The organism is Nguyenibacter vanlangensis (genome assembly GCF_038719015.1).
GTDB classification, from domain to species: domain Bacteria; phylum Pseudomonadota; class Alphaproteobacteria; order Acetobacterales; family Acetobacteraceae; genus Gluconacetobacter; species Gluconacetobacter vanlangensis.
This window is the reverse complement of record NZ_CP152276.1, coordinates 2,594,194-2,610,627: the sequence shown is the minus strand read 5'-3', so window position 1 is coordinate 2,610,627 and position 16,434 is coordinate 2,594,194. Positions and strand designations below refer to the sequence as shown.

The 16,434-nt window shown below is 68.4% G+C and carries 13 protein-coding genes; 12 read left to right on the top strand and 1 reads right to left on the bottom strand.

Translation table 11 applies throughout. The annotated features are described in order from the left end of the window. Positions 1 to 8: 8 nt before the first annotated feature. The gene (locus AAC691_RS12080) at positions 9 to 1,391 is read right to left on the bottom strand and encodes an aminotransferase class III-fold pyridoxal phosphate-dependent enzyme (RefSeq protein ID WP_342627068.1); all 1,383 of its coding nucleotides are present in this window, start codon (positions 1,389 to 1,391) and stop codon (positions 9 to 11) included. Positions 1,392 to 1,614: 223 nt separating this feature from the next. Here AAC691_RS12080 and AAC691_RS12075 point away from each other — a divergent pair, with 223 nt between their 5' ends. From AAC691_RS12075 to AAC691_RS12020, 12 genes are all read left to right on the top strand, one after another. Then, positions 1,615 to 3,093, top strand: a complete 1,479-nt coding sequence (locus AAC691_RS12075; RefSeq protein ID WP_342627067.1) for an aldehyde dehydrogenase family protein — start codon at positions 1,615 to 1,617, stop codon at positions 3,091 to 3,093. A 48-nt stretch (positions 3,094 to 3,141) separates the two neighbouring features. Next, positions 3,142 to 4,212: a tartrate dehydrogenase gene (locus AAC691_RS12070; protein ID WP_342627066.1), complete on the top strand. Its 1,071-nt coding sequence runs from the start codon at positions 3,142 to 3,144 to the stop codon at positions 4,210 to 4,212. Between the two features lie 169 nt (positions 4,213 to 4,381). Further along, a complete protein-coding gene (locus AAC691_RS12065) occupies positions 4,382 to 6,814 on the top strand; it encodes a TonB-dependent receptor domain-containing protein (RefSeq protein ID WP_342627065.1) in 2,433 nt (810 codons plus the stop codon). 26 nt (positions 6,815 to 6,840) lie between these two features. Then, positions 6,841 to 7,587 carry an HAD-IA family hydrolase gene (locus AAC691_RS12060; protein WP_342627064.1) on the top strand — a complete coding sequence of 249 codons (747 nt, stop codon included), beginning with the start codon at positions 6,841 to 6,843 and terminating at the stop codon, positions 7,585 to 7,587. Between the two features lie 105 nt (positions 7,588 to 7,692). Further along, entirely contained in the window at positions 7,693 to 8,361 is a 669-nt protein-coding gene (locus tag AAC691_RS12055; protein WP_342627063.1) for a haloacid dehalogenase type II, read from the top strand. Between the two features lie 86 nt (positions 8,362 to 8,447). Beyond that, positions 8,448 to 9,953, top strand: coding sequence for an ABC transporter substrate-binding protein (locus AAC691_RS12050; protein ID WP_342627062.1), 1,506 nt, complete (start codon positions 8,448 to 8,450; stop codon positions 9,951 to 9,953). Beyond that, entirely contained in the window at positions 9,950 to 10,906 is a 957-nt protein-coding gene (locus tag AAC691_RS12045) for an ABC transporter permease (RefSeq protein ID WP_342627061.1), read from the top strand. Before AAC691_RS12050 ends, AAC691_RS12045 begins: the two co-directional genes overlap by 4 nt. Next, the gene (locus AAC691_RS12040; RefSeq protein WP_342627060.1) at positions 10,903 to 11,709 is read left to right on the top strand and encodes an ABC transporter permease; all 807 of its coding nucleotides are present in this window, start codon (positions 10,903 to 10,905) and stop codon (positions 11,707 to 11,709) included. The genes AAC691_RS12045 and AAC691_RS12040 overlap by 4 nt, the downstream gene beginning before the upstream one ends. Before the next feature lies 1 nt (position 11,710). Beyond that, positions 11,711 to 13,552, top strand: coding sequence for an ABC transporter ATP-binding protein (locus AAC691_RS12035; RefSeq protein ID WP_342627059.1), 1,842 nt, complete (start codon positions 11,711 to 11,713; stop codon positions 13,550 to 13,552). Next, positions 13,549 to 15,012, top strand: a complete 1,464-nt coding sequence (locus tag AAC691_RS12030; RefSeq protein WP_342627058.1) for an NAD-dependent succinate-semialdehyde dehydrogenase — start codon at positions 13,549 to 13,551, stop codon at positions 15,010 to 15,012. The genes AAC691_RS12035 and AAC691_RS12030 overlap by 4 nt, the downstream gene beginning before the upstream one ends. Positions 15,013 to 15,044: 32 nt before the next feature. After that, positions 15,045 to 15,545, top strand: a complete 501-nt coding sequence (locus AAC691_RS12025) for an Lrp/AsnC family transcriptional regulator (protein WP_176640752.1) — start codon at positions 15,045 to 15,047, stop codon at positions 15,543 to 15,545. After that, entirely contained in the window at positions 15,545 to 16,432 is an 888-nt protein-coding gene (locus tag AAC691_RS12020; RefSeq protein WP_342630209.1) for a GNAT family N-acetyltransferase, read from the top strand. Before AAC691_RS12025 ends, AAC691_RS12020 begins: the two co-directional genes overlap by 1 nt. The last annotated feature ends 2 nt before the right edge of the window (positions 16,433 to 16,434 follow it).

Genomic DNA, 16,434 nt, shown 5'->3' with positions numbered 1-16,434 from the left:
AGGCGCCGTCACCCCCGCATGGCGTCCGCGACCTGGGGGTCCCGCATCACGCGGTCCAGGACCGCGACGATCCCGTCGCACAGGATGTCGATCTCATCCGTGCTGCAGCAGAGCGGCGGCGCCAGGCCGATCACGTCATCGGCGAAGGCCCGGTACAGGATACCCTGTTCGTAGCCGTAGCGCCCCAGTTTTCCTGCGATGCCCAGTTTCGGGTCCGGCTTCGCCTTCGCCGCCTTGTCCGTCACCAGTTCGATGCCCGCCAGCATGCCCTTGGCGCGTGTGGCGCCGACCAGCGGATGGTTGCCCAGTCCCGCCAGCCTGGCGGCCAGGTGGCGCCCCGCCGCCACGCCATTGTCCAGCAGGCCGCCCTCATAGAGGTCCAGCACCGCCAGGCCGATCGCCGCGCTGACCGGATGGGCGCTATAGGTCTGCCCGTGGCCGATGGCGACCCCTGGGGGCGTGTTGTCGCGGATGGTCTCGTACACCGCATCGGACAGGAACACGCCGCCCATCGGGGCATAGCCCGCGGTCAGGCCCTTGGCGACGGTCATCATGTCGGGCTCCAGCCCTTCATGCGCGCAGGCGAAGAGCGGGCCGGTGCGGCCGAAGCCGGTGATCACCTCGTCGACGACGAACAGGATGTCCAGCTCGCGGCAGGCGGCCTGCATCGCGCGCGCCCATCCGTCCGGCGGGACGATCACCCCGCCGGACCCCTGCACCAGTTCGCAGTAGAACGCGGCCACCTGGTCCGGGCCGCCGAGCGACGCGACCATATCGTGCAGCGCCCGGACCGACGCATGGATGATCGCCTCGCCATCCGGCCCGGCGGGATGGCGATAGGGATCGGGGCTGGGAAGATGGTGCTGCCACGGCAGGGGCACGTCCGCGTCGCGGTGGAACACCGGCAGCGCCGTCAGGCCCGACCCGGCGAAGGACGAGCCGTGATAGCCCTTCTCCAGCCCGATCACGTGCCGTTTCTGCGGCATGCCGCGTGCGTTCTGGTAATAGCGGATGAAGCGCAGCGTGCCGTCCACCGCGTCCGACCCGCCCAGCGAGAAATAGATCCGATTCAGCGTGCCCGGCGCATGGCGGGTCAGGCGGGCGGCCAGCTCGATCGCCGGTTCGCAGGAGAATCCGAAATACCCCGTGGCATAAGGAAGTTTTTCAAGCTGCCTGCGTCCCGCCTCGATCACGCTGTCGCAACCATAGCCGGTATTGACGCACCACAGGCCGGCGAACCCGTCCAGCAGGCGCCGCCCCTCGCTGTCCGTCAGCCACGCGCCCTTGCCGGACTCCAGGATGGTGGCACCGGCCGCCTCGTGGCCGCGCCAGGACGAGACGGGATGGATCAGATGCTCGCGGTCGAGCGAAATGAGGCGCGCGGTATCCATGGCGGTATCCTGTCGGGATCAGGACGACGATCATCGTCCGGAACGTGTGGCATGTCCTGCAAGAAACACCGTATCCCAGAGCAGAAAATACCGTAATCGCGGCCGGAAAAGCACAGATCTCCGAATTTGCGCGGCGCGCGTTTTGCCGTTTGCGCCTGCCGCGACGCCGGGCGCAGTGTCGCGCCGGCTACGGTTTGCCCACGCTCCGCAAGGTGGTTGTTTCATGTCGGCATTGAGTTTCGATCCTGCTTCGGTCACGCTGCCCTGGGGACATTTCATCGGCGGAGAGCTGATCGGCGGGGCGGGCGTGCTGCCGGTCCATGCGCCGTCGGATGGCCGCCTGCTGGGCGCGCTGCCGGAAGCGGACGCAGGCATGGTCGATCGCGCGGTGCGGCTGGCGCGGGACGCGCAGCGCGCCAGTGGCTGGGCCGATCGCCCGCCGCGCGAGCGCGCGCGGGTGATGCGGCGCTGGGCACGGCTGGTCGAGGACCATGCCGCGGAGCTGGCCCGGCTGGAGACGGTATGCTCCACCCGGCCGATCGCCGAGACGGCGGGCTGGGACGTGCCGTTCACGGCCGAGGGCATCCGTTTTTTCGCCGAATATGCAGACAAGCTGGGCGGCGAGGTGGCGGCCACGCAGACCGACCTGCTGGGCATGGTGATGGCCGAGCCGTACGGCGTGGTCGGCGCGATCGCGCCGTGGAACTTCCCCCTGGTCATGGGCAGTTGGAAAGTGGTGCCGGCACTGGTGGCGGGCAACGGCGTCGTGCTGAAACCGTCCGAGATGACGCCGTTTTCGATCGTCATGCTGGCCCGCCTGGCGGTCGAGGCCGGGGTGCCGGCGGGCCTGTTCAACGTCGTGCAGGGCAGCGGCACGGTGACGGGCGACGCGCTGGCCCGCCACCCCGCCTGCGGCAAGCTGACCTTCACCGGCTCGACCCGTACCGGCATCGCCGTCATGAAGGCGGCGGCGGAAAGCGGGCCGAAGCCGGTAACGCTGGAACTGGGCGGCAAGAGCCCGCAGATCGTCTATGACGATATCCGCGACGTCGGCGCCGTGGCCGAGCGTATCCTGCGGGCCTTTACCGGCAATGCGGGACAGGTCTGCGTGGCGGGATCGCGTCTGCTGGTCCAGCGCGGGGTGCGCGACGCGCTGCTGGACGGCATCGCCGCTCGTGCCGCCCTGCTGCGCGCCGGTCGGCTGGAGGACGGCGCCACGCGCTATTCGCCGATCATCTCGGCCCGCCAGGCCGCCGGAATCGAGGATGCGGTGACGCGCAGCCTGGCCGGCGGCGCCCGGGCGCTGGCCCCGCTGGCCCGGCTGGAGGGCGGGGGCGGCGTGTTCCTGTCGCCCTGCATCCTGGACGGCGTGACCGGCGAAACCCCGGCGGTGCGCGACGAATTGTTCGGCCCGGTCCTGACCGTGCAGACATTCGATGACGAGGACGAGGCCCTGGCCCTGGCGTCGCATCCGACCTATGGGCTGGCCGCCGGGGTGCATACCGCCAGCCTGGGCCGCGCCATGCGGGCGGTGCGCGGCCTGAAGGCCGGGACGGTCTGGGTGAACCGCTATGGCCGGTCGGCGGATTTCGTCATTCCGACCGGCGGGTTCGGCGGATCGGGCATCGGCAAGGATCTGGGCCGCCAGGCGGTCGAGGCCAATCTGCGGCACAAGAGCGTACTGATGGCCTTCGAGGATTGAGAGTCCGTCCGCGAGCGGGCGCCGGCACAGGGACAAGGATCAGAAATCATGACGACATATTCGATCGCCGTGCTGCCCGGCGACGGCATCGGCAAGGAGGTCATGCCCGAGGCGCTGAAGGTCCTAAAGCGCGTGGGGCAATTATGCGGCATCGGTTTCGCCTTCCGCCATTTCGACTGGAGCTGCGAGACCTGGCTGAAGACCGGGCGCATGATGCCCGATGACGGCATGGCGCAACTGGCGCAGAACGACGCGATCCTGCTGGGCGCGGTGGGATATCCGGGCGTGCCGGACCATCTGTCGCTCTGGGGGATGCTGCTGAAGATCCGCCGGGAATTCGACCAGTACGTCAATCTGCGCCCGGTGCGCCTGCTGCCCGGCATTCCCTGCCCGCTGGCGGGCAAGAAACCGGGCGACGTCGATTTCTGGATCGTGCGGGAAAACGTCGAAGGCGAATATTCCCAAATTGGGGGCCGCTTCGCGGAAGGCACGCCGGCCGAAGGCGTCGCGCAGACCGCCATCTTTACCCGCCTCGGCACCGACCGGATCCTGCGCTATGCGTTCGAGCTGGCGCGCGGTCTGGGCCGGCCGCACGTGACCTCGGCCACCAAGTCCAACGGCCTGTTCCATTCCATGCCGTATTGGGACGAGCGGTTCGCGGCGATCGGCCGGGACTATCCCGACGTGCGGACCGACCAGTACCATATCGACATCCTGGCAGCGCGCTTCGTCATGTCGCCCGAACGGTTCGACGTGGTGGTCGGCAGCAACCTGTTCGGCGATATCCTGTCCGACCTGGGGCCGGGCATGACCGGAACCATCGCGGTGGCGCCGTCCGCCAACATCAATCCCGAGAAGGCTTATCCGTCGATGTTCGAGCCGGTGCATGGCTCGGCGCCCGACATCTACGGACAGGCGATCGCCAATCCGATCGGCCAGATCTGGGCGGCGGCGATGATGCTCGACCATCTGGGCGAGGCCGAGGCCGGCGGCATGATCCTGCGCGCCCTGTCGGCCGTCCTGGAACGGGCGGACGCGCCGCGCACGCCCGACATGGGCGGCAGCGCAAAGACGGCGGACCTTGGCGAGGCCATCGCGGCGGCGCTGCCGGCCTCATAGGGCGCATCCTGCGCATTTCGTTCAAAGAACGAAATCATCTGCCGTCACAGGGGGACAATCGACAGAATGCTCTGACCCGGATGTGTAACGAATGGCCTGTCAGGAGAAAACGCAACGCGGCCGGGGCTGGTGTGAAGCGGCACCCCGTCTCCCGCAGATGGAGTCCGACATGGCATATTCCAGAACATCGTCCGTTCTTCCGGGGCCTTGCGTCCGGCGACGCCTGACGGCAGGGGGGCGCCTGGCCGTTCTGTCGCTGTCCACGCTGCTGTCGGCCCATGCCGGCTGGGCGGCGAGCGCGACGTCCCATCCCCGGCAGCCATCTCCGGCCAAGCAGGCCAGCCGTCCGCGCGGCATGCAGGGCCGGGCGGGCGAGGACATCACGGTCCGCGCCGGGATCGCCTCGGCCACCGGGGTGACGAACACCACCCCGGGCGGCGGATTGATGCCGCCGCAGACGGTCGCCAAGTCGCGCAGCGGCCTGACGCGCGATTTCATCGCCAAGCAGAGCCCGACCTCCAACCCCGTCGCGATGGTCGCCAGCCTGCCGGGCGTGGTCTATTCGGGCAACGATCCGCTGGGCACCAATGACGACCAGCAGGGCCTGTCGGTACGCGGGCTGGACCAGACGGAAATCGGCTATCTGTACGAAGGGATTCCGACCGCGGCACCGGTCTATCTGCTGCCCTATACCTCGTCGACCGCCGACAACGAGAATATTCAGAGCATCGAACTGACCCAGGGCTCGCCCGACATCACCTCGCCGCTCTACAACGCGGTGGGCGGCGAACTGACGGAAAAGCTGCGCGATCCGTCCGAGAATTTCGGCGGCCTGGTCAATGCGTCCTACGGCTCCTTCAGCCTGAAGCGGGAATTCGTCCGGCTGGACAGCGGCGAGATCGGCCATACCGGCATCCGTTCCTTCCTGTCTTTTTCCTATCGCGAGGCGGATGAATGGCGCGGCGTCGGCCAGACCCGCCGCTATCACGTGGACGGCAAGATCCTGAAGGAATGGGGGCACGGCAACCGTGCCGAATTCGTGCTGTCCTACAACGACCCGCTGCAATACTACCTGCGCGCGCCGACCCGCGCGCAATGGAACCGGTACGGCGTGAACTACAACTATGCCGACACATACACGACCGGAAATTCGGCCTATTACAAGCTCGAGGAGAACGTGCACCGCACCGTGATCCTTGGCGCGCCCGTCAGTCTCGACCTCGGCGGCGGGCTGCGCTTCAACACCACGCCCTATTTCACCTACGCCACCGGCTATGACAATGGCGGCACCAACCTGTCGCGCACGGCCAGCTATTACGGCAACCAGCCGGCCGGCGTGCTGCAGGTGCCGGGTGCCCAGGCGGGGCCGATCATCCCCGCGATTTCGATCGATACCTACAATCTGTATTACAGCGGCCTGAACAATACGCTGTCCTGGACATCGGGGCGCAACACGCTGGCCATCGGCTACTGGTATGCCTATTTCGACCAGTCCGAGCCCTCGTTGTACGAGGCGCTGGGGCCCCAGGGGCAGGTCTCCAGCATGTACGGCCAGTGGCCGATCCTGACGCAGAGCGGCCTGCCGCTGTCGCAATATGACATCCACCTGGTCCAGCAGACGAACTCGCTGTTCATCAACGACACCTACAGGGCCCTGGGCGACCGGCTGACGCTCACGGCCGGGTTCAAGGAAACCATGGTGACGCGGACCGAAACGCAGAACATTCCCGGCGCGACCTACCGCAATGGCGAAAGCGAGGCCGCGCCGCTGCCGCAGGTCGCCGTCAGCTACAGGCTGACGCCGCACGACATGGTCTACGTCAACGGCACGACGTCCTTCCGCCTGCCGGCCTCCATCATGTCCTATGCCGACCGTTTCAGCGTCTCGACCGGCGCGCTGACTCGCGCGCACGCCGTCGACCCCAAGCCCGAATATGCGATCGGCGAGGAAATCGGCTATCGCCATTACGGCCGGGTCAATCTGGCGCTGGCGCTGTTCAACTATAATTTCACCAACCGGCAGATCAATACGACGACCTATGCCAGCGGCATTCCGGTCACGGAATCGATCGATGGCGGCGGCCAGACGGCGCGCGGCGCGCAGATCGAGCTGGGCCTGCGGCCGTGGCATCATGTCAGCCCCTATGTCTCGGCCCAGTATCTGCATGCGACGACGGACAACAACCTGCAGGTCGGCGGCGACTATGTGCCGACCGCCGGCAAGATCGCGGTCAAGAGCCCCAAGGCGACGGTCGCCGTCGGCCTGTCCTATGATGACGGCAGCCTGTTCGGCGCGTTCAACATGAACTACGTCAGCAAGCAATATTCGACCTTCATGGATGACGAGACGGTGCCGTCCTTCGAGACGTTCAACCTGAACATGGGCTATCGTTTCCGTTCCTTCGGCTATCTGAAACATCCGCAGATCCAGCTCAATCTGCTCAATATCGGCAATAACGGTTTCCTGTCCGGCGTCAGCGGCCTGAGCACGAATGCCAAGACGGTACGCGGCGTCTTCGGGTCCAGCATCGCCGGCAGCGCGCCGACCTATTATGTCGGCGGCGGCTTCGCCGGCGTGCTGTCCCTCACCACCGGGTTCTGAAACCCGTCATCGCGAAAGCCAAGTCCATGACACGCACACCCCGGGTCCTGACCTTCGACGTCGTCGGCACGCTGATCGATTTCGAACGGGGCATGCATGACTCCCTGCGCGCCCTGCGCGGCCCGGACGCGCCGCCGCTGGACTTCGAATCCTTCCTGACGGCCTATCGCGGCATGCGGAACCGGCCGGACAAGCGCCTGTTCCCCGAGGATCTGGAGCCGATCTATCACGAACTGGCGCCCCGCTTCGGCCTCCCGGCCGGCAATGAGGCGGCACGACGCTTCGTCGCGGCGGCGCATGACTGGCCGGCCTTTGCCGACTCGGTCGAGGCCCTGGCGCGCCTGTCACGGCATTTCCGGCTGGTGGCGATGACGAATGCGCGGCGCTGGGCCTTCGCCGGCATGGAGAAGACGCTCGGCATGCCGTTCTTCGACACCGTCACCGTGGATGACGCAAGATGCGAGAAGCCGGATCCGGCCTTCTTCGATCGTGCGCTGGCGAAGCTCGCCCCCGCCGGGTTCGTTAAGGCGGATGTGCTGCACGTGGCGCAGAGCCAGTTCCATGATATCGGCGTGGCACGCGCGCTGGGCTACACCGTCTGCTGGATCGAGCGGCGCAAGGCGGCGGGCGGCGGTTTCGGCGGCACCGTCGCGGTCGAGACGCTGACCGCGCCCGACTATCATGTCCACAGCATGGCCGAACTGGCCGACCTGGCTGATCGCGGGGAGCTGGTGATGAAGACGCCGGGTGCAGGCGATCCTGCTATGATCTGAAAGTCATTCGGCAGGAAACTCTGTGCCGGCGGCCGTTTCGGATGATCCGACCGTGCCGTCCGTGATGGAGTGGAGAAAGCCCACCGAAGAGAAAGAGAGAGAGTCATGTCTGTCTTCCGGCCGAAATACATCACCTTCGACTGCTACGGCACGCTGACCCGCTTCCGGATGAGCGACCTGGCCCGCACCCTGTTCGCGGATCAGGTCCCGGAAGAGGGGATGACCCGGTTCTGCGCCGATTTCGCGGGCTATCGGCTCGACGAGGTCCTGGGCGCCTGGAAGCCCTATCGCTATGTGGTGATGAACGCGGTGGAGCGGACCTGCCGCCGCTGGGGCATCCGCTTCGACGCCGACGTCGCCAACCGTTTCTATGACGCGGTGCCCACCTGGGGCCCGTGGCCGGACGTCACCGAGCCGCTGCAAAGGATCGCCCGCGAGATCCCGCTGGTGATCCTGTCGAATGCCGACAACCGGCAGATCCATGACAATGTGCGGCTGCTGGGCGCGCCGTTCCACCGCGTCTACACCGCCGAGGACGCGCAGGCCTACAAGCCGCGCATGCGCGCTTTCGAATATATGTTCGACCAGCTTGGCTGCGGGCCGCAGGATGTGCTGCACGTCTCCTCGTCGCTGCGCTACGACCTGATGACCGCACGGGACCTGGGCATCACCCACAAAGTCTTCGTGGCGCGCGGCCATGAGCCGTCCACCCCGGCCTATGGCTATACCGAGATCACGGATATCGGCGGCCTGCCTGCCGTCGTCGGACTGTAACCCTGGACCCGCGCCAGACAGCACCGGTCGGCGGCCGAGCCGGCGCGATCCCCCGGCGGGCCGTGCTGGGCGGCGGGGGCGCCGCCATGGCCGGCCTGGCGACGGGCGGGGCGCGGGGCGCCGTCCCAAGCGCCGTTCCAGTCGCCGCTCCGGTGCGCGGCGGCCATTTGCGCGTCGCGGGGGCGGTGGGATCGACGGCGGAAACGCTGGATCCGGCCCGGCTGTCGATGGCGACGGACTATGTGCGCGGCCACATGTTCTACGACGGGCTGACGGCGCTGGACGACGCGCTGGTCGTGCATCCGGCGCTGGCCGAGACCATCGAGAGCGACGACCTGACGACCTGGCACATCCGGCTGCGGCGGGACGTGCGCTTCCATGACGGGGCGCCGCTGGGCGCCGCCGACGTCGTCTTCTCGCTGGCCCGGCACAAAATTCCCTCGGTCGGCGCGCAGCAATATATGCTGGCGCGGACCATGGACACGATCCGCGCGACCGGCCCGCGCGACGTCGAGATCGTGCTGACGGCGCCGAATGTCGATTTTCCCGCCATCCTGGCCATGAGCAATTTCGCCATCATCCGCGACGGCACGGGGCGTTTCGAGACGGCGAACGGCACCGGGCCCTTTACCTGCGCCGAATTCGTGCCCGGCATCCGCACGCTGGGGCGGCGCAACGCGGCGTTCTGGGGCGACGGGCCGTTCGTGGACAGCATCGAACTCATCGCCATTCCCGACGAGATGGCGCGTCACAACGCGCTGATGTCGGGCGATGTCGACCTGATCGCCTCGGTCAATCCGCGGCTGGTGCGCATGGTGCAGGCGGGCGGCTTCGGGCTGATGGAAAGTCCGGTCGGGACCTATACCGACCTGGCGATCCGGCTGGATACGCCGCTGGCGCGCGCGCCGGGCCTCGTCGAGGCGATCAAGTGCCTGCTGGACCGCGAGCAGATCCGCCGTTCGGTCTTCCTGGGCTATTCCCGCCTGGGCAACGACCAGCCGATCGCTCCGGAAAGCCCCTATTGCAACCATGACCTGCCCCCGGCGGTTCATGACCCGGATCGCGCCCGTTTCCTGCTGCGGCGCGGCGGATTCCTGGGCGAACGCATCCCGCTGGTCTGTTCGCCGGCCGCGCTGGGGTCGGTGGATATCGCGGTGCTGCTGCAATATGCCGCGCGCCGCATCGGCCAGGACCTGGCGGTCCGGCGCGTGCCGGCCGACGGCTATTGGACGCAATATTGGATGAAGGCGCCGTTCGGGTTCGGCAACGTCAATCCGCGTCCCGCACCCAGCCTGATCTTCGAAATGGGCTTCGCCAGCGCGTCGCCCTGGAACGAATCCCGCTGGCGCGACCCGCGTTTCGACGCCATGCTGGCCGAAGCCCGCGCCACGCGCGACGACGCGCGGCGCCGGCAGTTGTACGGCGACATGCAGGCGATGATCAAGGGCGGCTCGGGCGTCTGCATTCCCAATTTCACCACCAGCCTGGACGGGTACGCGCCCCATGTCCGCGGCCTGCGTCCCAGCCAGGCCGGGCAACTGATGGGCTACGATTTCGCCCGCTTCGTCTGGCTGGACGGGGGCGGGGCGTGAGGCGCGCTCTGGTCCCGCTGGTCGGGCGCCGCTTCGCGACGGCGGCGCTGTCGCTGGTCTTCGTCGTGGTGGCCGTGTTCGCCATCACCAGCCTGCTGCCGGGCGACGCGACGGACAGCGTGCTGGGGCAGAGCGCCACGCCCCAGTCCGTGCAGGCCCTGCGGCACAGCCTGCATCTGGACCGGCCCGCGCCGCTGCGCTTCGTCCTGTGGCTGGGCGGCCTGCTGCACGGCGATTTCGGCCGGTCGCTGCTGAACGGCCTGCCGGTGGCGGACATGCTGCGGCCCCGGCTGCATAATTCGCTGCTGCTGGCCGGGGCGTCGGCGCTGCTGGCCGTGCCGGTGTCGCTGCTGCTGGGCATTACGGCGGCGGTCTGGCGAGACACGCTGTACGATCGCGGCGTAACCGTCCTGACGCTGGGGCTGGTGTCGGTGCCGGAATTCGTCATCGCCACGCTGGCGGTGTTCGTGTTCGCGACCCGGCTGCACCTGCTGCCCGCCCTGTCGGATATCGGCGGCGTGCATACGCTGTGGCAGTTCCTGCGCGCGTTCTTCATGCCGGTGGCCAGTCTCGCCCTGGTGACGCTGGCGCAGATGGTGCGCATGACCCGCGCGGCGATGGTGGACACGCTGTCCGCCCCCTATGTCGAGATGGCGCGGCTGAAGGGCGTGGGGCCGGTGCGGCTGGTCGTGGTGCATGCGCTGCCGAATGCCGTGGGGCCGGTGGTGAACGCGGTGGCGCTCAGCCTGTCCTCGCTGCTGGGCGGGGTGGTGGTGATCGAGGCCGTCTTCGCCTATCCGGGCGTCGCGGGGCTGATGGTCGATGCCGTCACCGCGCGCGACGTGCCGACGGTGCAGGCCTGCGCCCTGGTCTTCTGCCTGGCCTATCTGGTGCTGACCACGTTGGCCGACATCGTGACCATCGCCACCCTGCCGGGGCGGCGCGCGCCATGACCGGCCCGTTGCGCCGCCTCGCCGCCGGGCGCGAACGGGCGCTGGCCGTCATCGGCTTCTGGCTGGTCGTGGCGATCATCGGCCCGATGCTTACGCCCTATGATACCGGGCAGGTCGTCAGCGGCACGGTGTTCGCCGGCGCGTCCCGGGCGCATCCGCTGGGCACCGACTATCTGGGGCGCGACACACTGGCCCGGCTGCTGGACGGTACGCGGCACACGGTGCTGCTGTGCCTGGCCTCGACCCTGCTGTCCTGCCTGGCGGGCGCGTTCGTCGGGATCGCGACGGTGATCTCCCGTCCCTGGCTGGAAATGCTGGCCGGCCGGCTGGTGGACGGGTTGCTGTCGATTCCCAGCCTGCTGCTGGCCCTGCTGGTCATCGCCGCGTTCGGCAGTTCGGTACCGACGCTGGTCCTGACCATGGCGGTGATCTACATGCCCGGCGCCTACCGGACCAGCCGCGCCCTGGCCCAGCGGATCGCCAGGCTGGATTTCGTCACCGTGGCGCGGGCGCGGGGCGAGGGGCGGGCCTATATCATCCTGCACGAAATCCTGCCCAACATGGCCGGCCCGATGCTGGCCGATGTCGGGCTGCGCTTCATCTACGCGGTGCTGCTGCTGAGCAATCTCAGCTTCCTCGGCATCGGGGTCCAGCTGCCGGGGGTCGATCTGGGGTCCATGGTACGGGAAAACCTGCTGGGCGTGGTCTATGGCGCCTATGCGATGATCGCGCCGACACTCGCCATTGCCGTTCTGACGATCGGCGTCAATCTCGCGCTCGATTCCACCGGACGGAGGCGCTGAGATGACGGCGATCATCCATGTCGAGGGCCTGCGGATCGCTGGGCGCCGGGGACGCGGCGCGGAAACCCCGATCGTGCGCGGGGTGGATTTTTCGGTCCGGCGCGGCGAGATGCTGGCATTGATCGGCGAGTCCGGGTCCGGCAAGACGACGATCGCCCTGGCGCTGATGGGGCATGTGCGGCCCGGCTGCCGCATCACCGGCGGACGGGTCTCGGTCGCCGGGTACGACGTCGCGGCGATGAATGCCGAGGAACGCCGCGCGCTGTGCGGCCGGGTGGTCAGCTACGTGGCGCAGAATGCCGCCAGCGCCTTCAACCCCGCCCTGCCGGTCCTGCGGCAGGTGATCGAGCCGGCGCTGATCCATCGCGTCATGCCCCGGCGGGACCTCGAGGGCCGGGCGGTCGCCCTGTTCCGCGCGCTGGCCCTGCCGCAGCCCGAGAGGATCGGCGCCCGCTATCCCGGTGAATTGTCGGGCGGGCAGTTGCAGCGCCTGATGGCCGCGATGGCGCTGATGGCCGGCCCGGAAATCGTGATCTTCGACGAGCCGACCACCGCGCTGGACGTCACGACGCAGATCGAGGTCCTGGCCGCCTTCAAGAACGCGCTGGCCGACCAGGGTGTCACCGGCGTCTATGTCACCCACGACCTGGCGGTGGTGGCCCAGATCGCTGACCAGGCGGTGGTCCTGAAGGACGGCACGGTCCGCGAGACGGGGCCGGTCGCGCGCGTGCTGACCGCGCCGCGCGACGACTACAGCCGCCGGCTGCTGGCGGCGGCCGAGCCGCGTGCGCGGCGGGCGGACGGCCCCGTCGCCGAAGCCGCGCGCCCGGTGATCGAGGGCCCGGTGCTCGAAGTACGCGACCTGGTCGTCGGCTATGGGCGCGGTCCGGCGTCCGGCCCGCCAGGGATGGTTCTCCCCGCGACGGTCGTCGTCGATCGCGCGGCCTTCGCGGTGCCGCCGGGCAGCACGCTGGGGGTGATCGGCGAGTCCGGCTGCGGCAAGAGCACCCTGGCGCGCGCCATCGCCGGCCTGCAACCCTGGGCGGCGGGGGATATCCTGCTGGACGGGCAAAAGCTGGCGGGCCGGGTCGAGGATCGTACGGCCGCGCAACGGCGCCGGCTGCAGATGGTGGCGCAGAATGCCGACGGCGTGCTGAACCCGGCCCGGACCATCGGTGCGACGCTGGGGCGCGTCGTCGCCTTCTATGACGGGCTGCGCGGTGCTGCCGCCGACCGGCGGGTGGCCGAATTGCTGGAGATGGTGCGTCTGTCCCCCGCCCTGGCGGCGCGCCTGCCGTCGGAATTGTCGGGCGGGCAGAAGCAGCGGATCAATTTCGCCCGCGCCCTGGCCGCCGGGCCGCAAATCGTGCTGTGCGACGAAATCACCGCCGCGCTGGACACGGTGGTGGCGGCGGCGATCCTGGATCTGATGGCCGGTCTGCAGCGTGATCTCGGCCTGTCCTTCATCTTCATCACCCACGACCTGCACGCCCTGCGCGCGATCTGCGACCGGGTGGCCGTGCTGTATGCCGGACGGGTGGTCGAATGCGGGCCGGCGGCATCGCTGGATGCTGGTCCGCATCATCCCTATATGCGCCTGCTGCGGGATTCGGTCCCGTCCATGCGCCCCGGCTGGCTGGAGGATACGCGGGCCCGGCGTGCCGCGCAGGACCTGGCGCCCGGCCCGTCGCTGCCCCCGGGCCTCTGCTGCTATCATCCCCGCTGCGCCGACCGGATTCCCGGCCTGTGCGACCGCCTGCCGCCGCCGGTGCGCCGCACGGCCGGCGGCGCGCAAATCGCCTGCCATCTCGAACCGACCCAGTTCCCGGAGACCGAAGCATGACGAACACGATGCCAGACCTGGCCGATCCGGCCTTGTTTTCCGAACGCGCTGCGATCGGCGGGACCTGGCGCGCGTCGTCGAACGGCGAGACGCTGAACGTCGACAATCCCGCGACGGGCGCCGTGATCGGCACCATTCCCGCCTGCACCGCGCAGGATACCCGCGATGCGATCGCCGCCGCCGCGACGACGCAGGCGCAGTGGCGGCGGACCCCGGCCGCGCAGCGTGCCGAAATCCTGACGGCCTGGCACGGGCTGATGATGCGCCATGCCGACGACCTGGCGCGCATCATGACGCTGGAGCAGGGCAAGCCGCTGGCCGAGGCGAAGGGCGAGGTCGTCTATGCCGCCTCGTTCCTGAAATGGTTCGCCGCCGAGGCCGAACGGATGGAGGGCGAAACGCTGGCGCCCGCGGCCGACCGGCGGATCCTGGTGATGAAGGAACCGGTGGGCGTGACGGCCGCGATCACGCCATGGAATTTCCCGCTGGCGATGATCACGCGCAAATGCGGCCCGGCGATCGCTGCGGGATGCAGCATGGTGATCAAGCCGTCGGAACTGACGCCCTATTCCGCCCTGGCCCTGGCGGTGCTGGCGGAACGGGCGGGCCTGCCGCCCGGCCTGCTGTCGATCGTCACCGGCCATGCGCGCGAGATCGGGCCGGAACTGACCGGCAACCCGATCGTCCGCAAACTGTCCTTTACCGGATCCACGGCGGTGGGCGCGCTGCTGATGCGCCAGTGCGCCGATACGATCAAGCGGCTCAGCCTGGAACTGGGCGGCAACGCGCCGCTGATCGTCTTCGACGACGCCGATCTGGACGTCGCGGTGGCCGGAACGATGGCCAGCAAGTTCCGCAATGCCGGCCAGACCTGCGTCTGCGCCAACCGCGCCTATGTCCAGGACGGGATCTATGACGCCTTCGCCGCGCGCCTGGCGGCCGAGGTCGCGGCGCTGACCGTGGGCGACGGGCTCGCGCCCGGCGTGCAGATCGGCCCGCTGATCAACGACGCCGCGGTGGCGAAGGTGAAGGCCCATGTCGAGGACGCGCTGGCGAAGGGGGCGCGGATCGTCGGCCGCCCGTTCGCGATCGACGGGCGCTTCGTCGATCCGGTGGTGCTGGCGGACGTGACCGCCGACATGCGCATCGCCTGCGAGGAAACGTTCGGTCCGGTCCTGCCATTGTTCCGTTTCACGTCCGAGGAGGCGGCGGTGGCTCAGGCGAACGCCACGCCGTTCGGCCTGGCCAGCTATTTCTTCACCCGCGACCTCGACCGCGCCTGGCGGGTCGGCGCGGCGCTGGATTTCGGCATGGTCGGCCTGAATACAGGCACGATCTCGACGGCGACGGCGCCGTTCGGCGGCGTCAAGCAATCGGGGCTGGGCCGCGAGGGCGGGCGTGTCGGCATCGAGGAATTCCTCGAACTGAAAACCCTCCATGTCGCCCTGGCGGGCGCGTAGGGCGGCATCCCAGCGAAGAGACGACGGATTCCATGGCACCCTTGCCCAAGCTGGATCGCATCGATCTGAAAATCCTTGCCCAATTGCAGAAGAACGGGCGACTGACCAATGTGGAGCTGGCCAACCGCGTCGGGCTGTCGGCCAGCCCGTGCCTGATCCGTGTCAAGCGGCTGGAGGCGGCGGGCTATATCGTCGGCTACGGGGCGCAGATCGCGCTGCAGAAGATCGCCAGCGTGCTGACGGTCTTTACCGAAGTGACGCTGTCGGACCATCGGCGTGACGATTTCTCGCGCTTCGAGGCTGCGATCCTGCGGGTCGACCCGGTCGTGGAATGCCACCTGATCAGCGGGGGATATGACTATCTTCTGAAATTCATGGTCCGCAGCGTCGAACATTACCAGGAGACGATCGAGGCCCTGCTGGACCAGAATATCGGGATCGAGAAATATTTCAGCTACATCGTCATCAAATCCCCCATCATCAAGCCGGCCTTCCTGGTCGAGAACCTGACGGCCCCGCAGGAGCGTTCGTGATGATTCCGACAAGCGTGAAACAGATCCCGAGCAGGGACGGAAGGGCGGAAATCGGCATCCGCGCCATGACGTCCGGCGACCTGCCCGATGCCGCCCTGCTGTCCAAGGCGCTGGGCTGGCCGCACCGGCTGGAGGACTGGGACTTCATGCTGCGGCAGGGCCACGGGCTGGTCGCCACGCTGGAAAACGGCGCGGTGATCGGTACCATCCTGTGGTGGCCGTTCGGCACGCGCTATGCCACGGTGGGGCTGGTGATCGTGGCGAATGCCTGGCAGGGACACGGGATCGGCCGGACGCTGCTGGCCACCGTGCGCCGCCTGCTGCCGGGCTATTCGCTGTATCTGAACGCCACGCCGGCCGGCCAGCCGCTCTATGAAAAACTGGGCTTCATCCCGACCGGGATCGTCGAGCAGCACCAGGGCAACGGCGTGTCCGCGCCGATCGTCCCGTTGGAACCCGGACATCGCCTGCGGCCCGTCGTGCAGCAGGACCTGCAGGAACTGGCGGCACTGGACGGCGCGGCGACGGGTATGGACCGCGCACGCCTGATCGAGGACCTGGTCGCGACGGCCAAGGGGGTGGTGATCGATACCGGGGACGGCATCGTCGGCTATTCCTTCTGCCGGAAATTCGGCTGGGGCTGGCTGATCGGTCCGGTCGCCGCCGCCACGCCGATCGGGGCACGCGCCCTGATCGCGCACTGGATCGGCACGCATGGCGGCGAATTCCTGCGGGTGGATATCCCCGCCGCGTGCGGCCTCTCCTCCTGGCTGGATGACATGGGGCTGATCCGTGTCGACACCGTCAACACGATGTCCACCGATGCGATGACGCCCGCGCCGGACGGCCCGTGCTACTATGCCCTGACCAGCCAGGCCATCGGATAGGG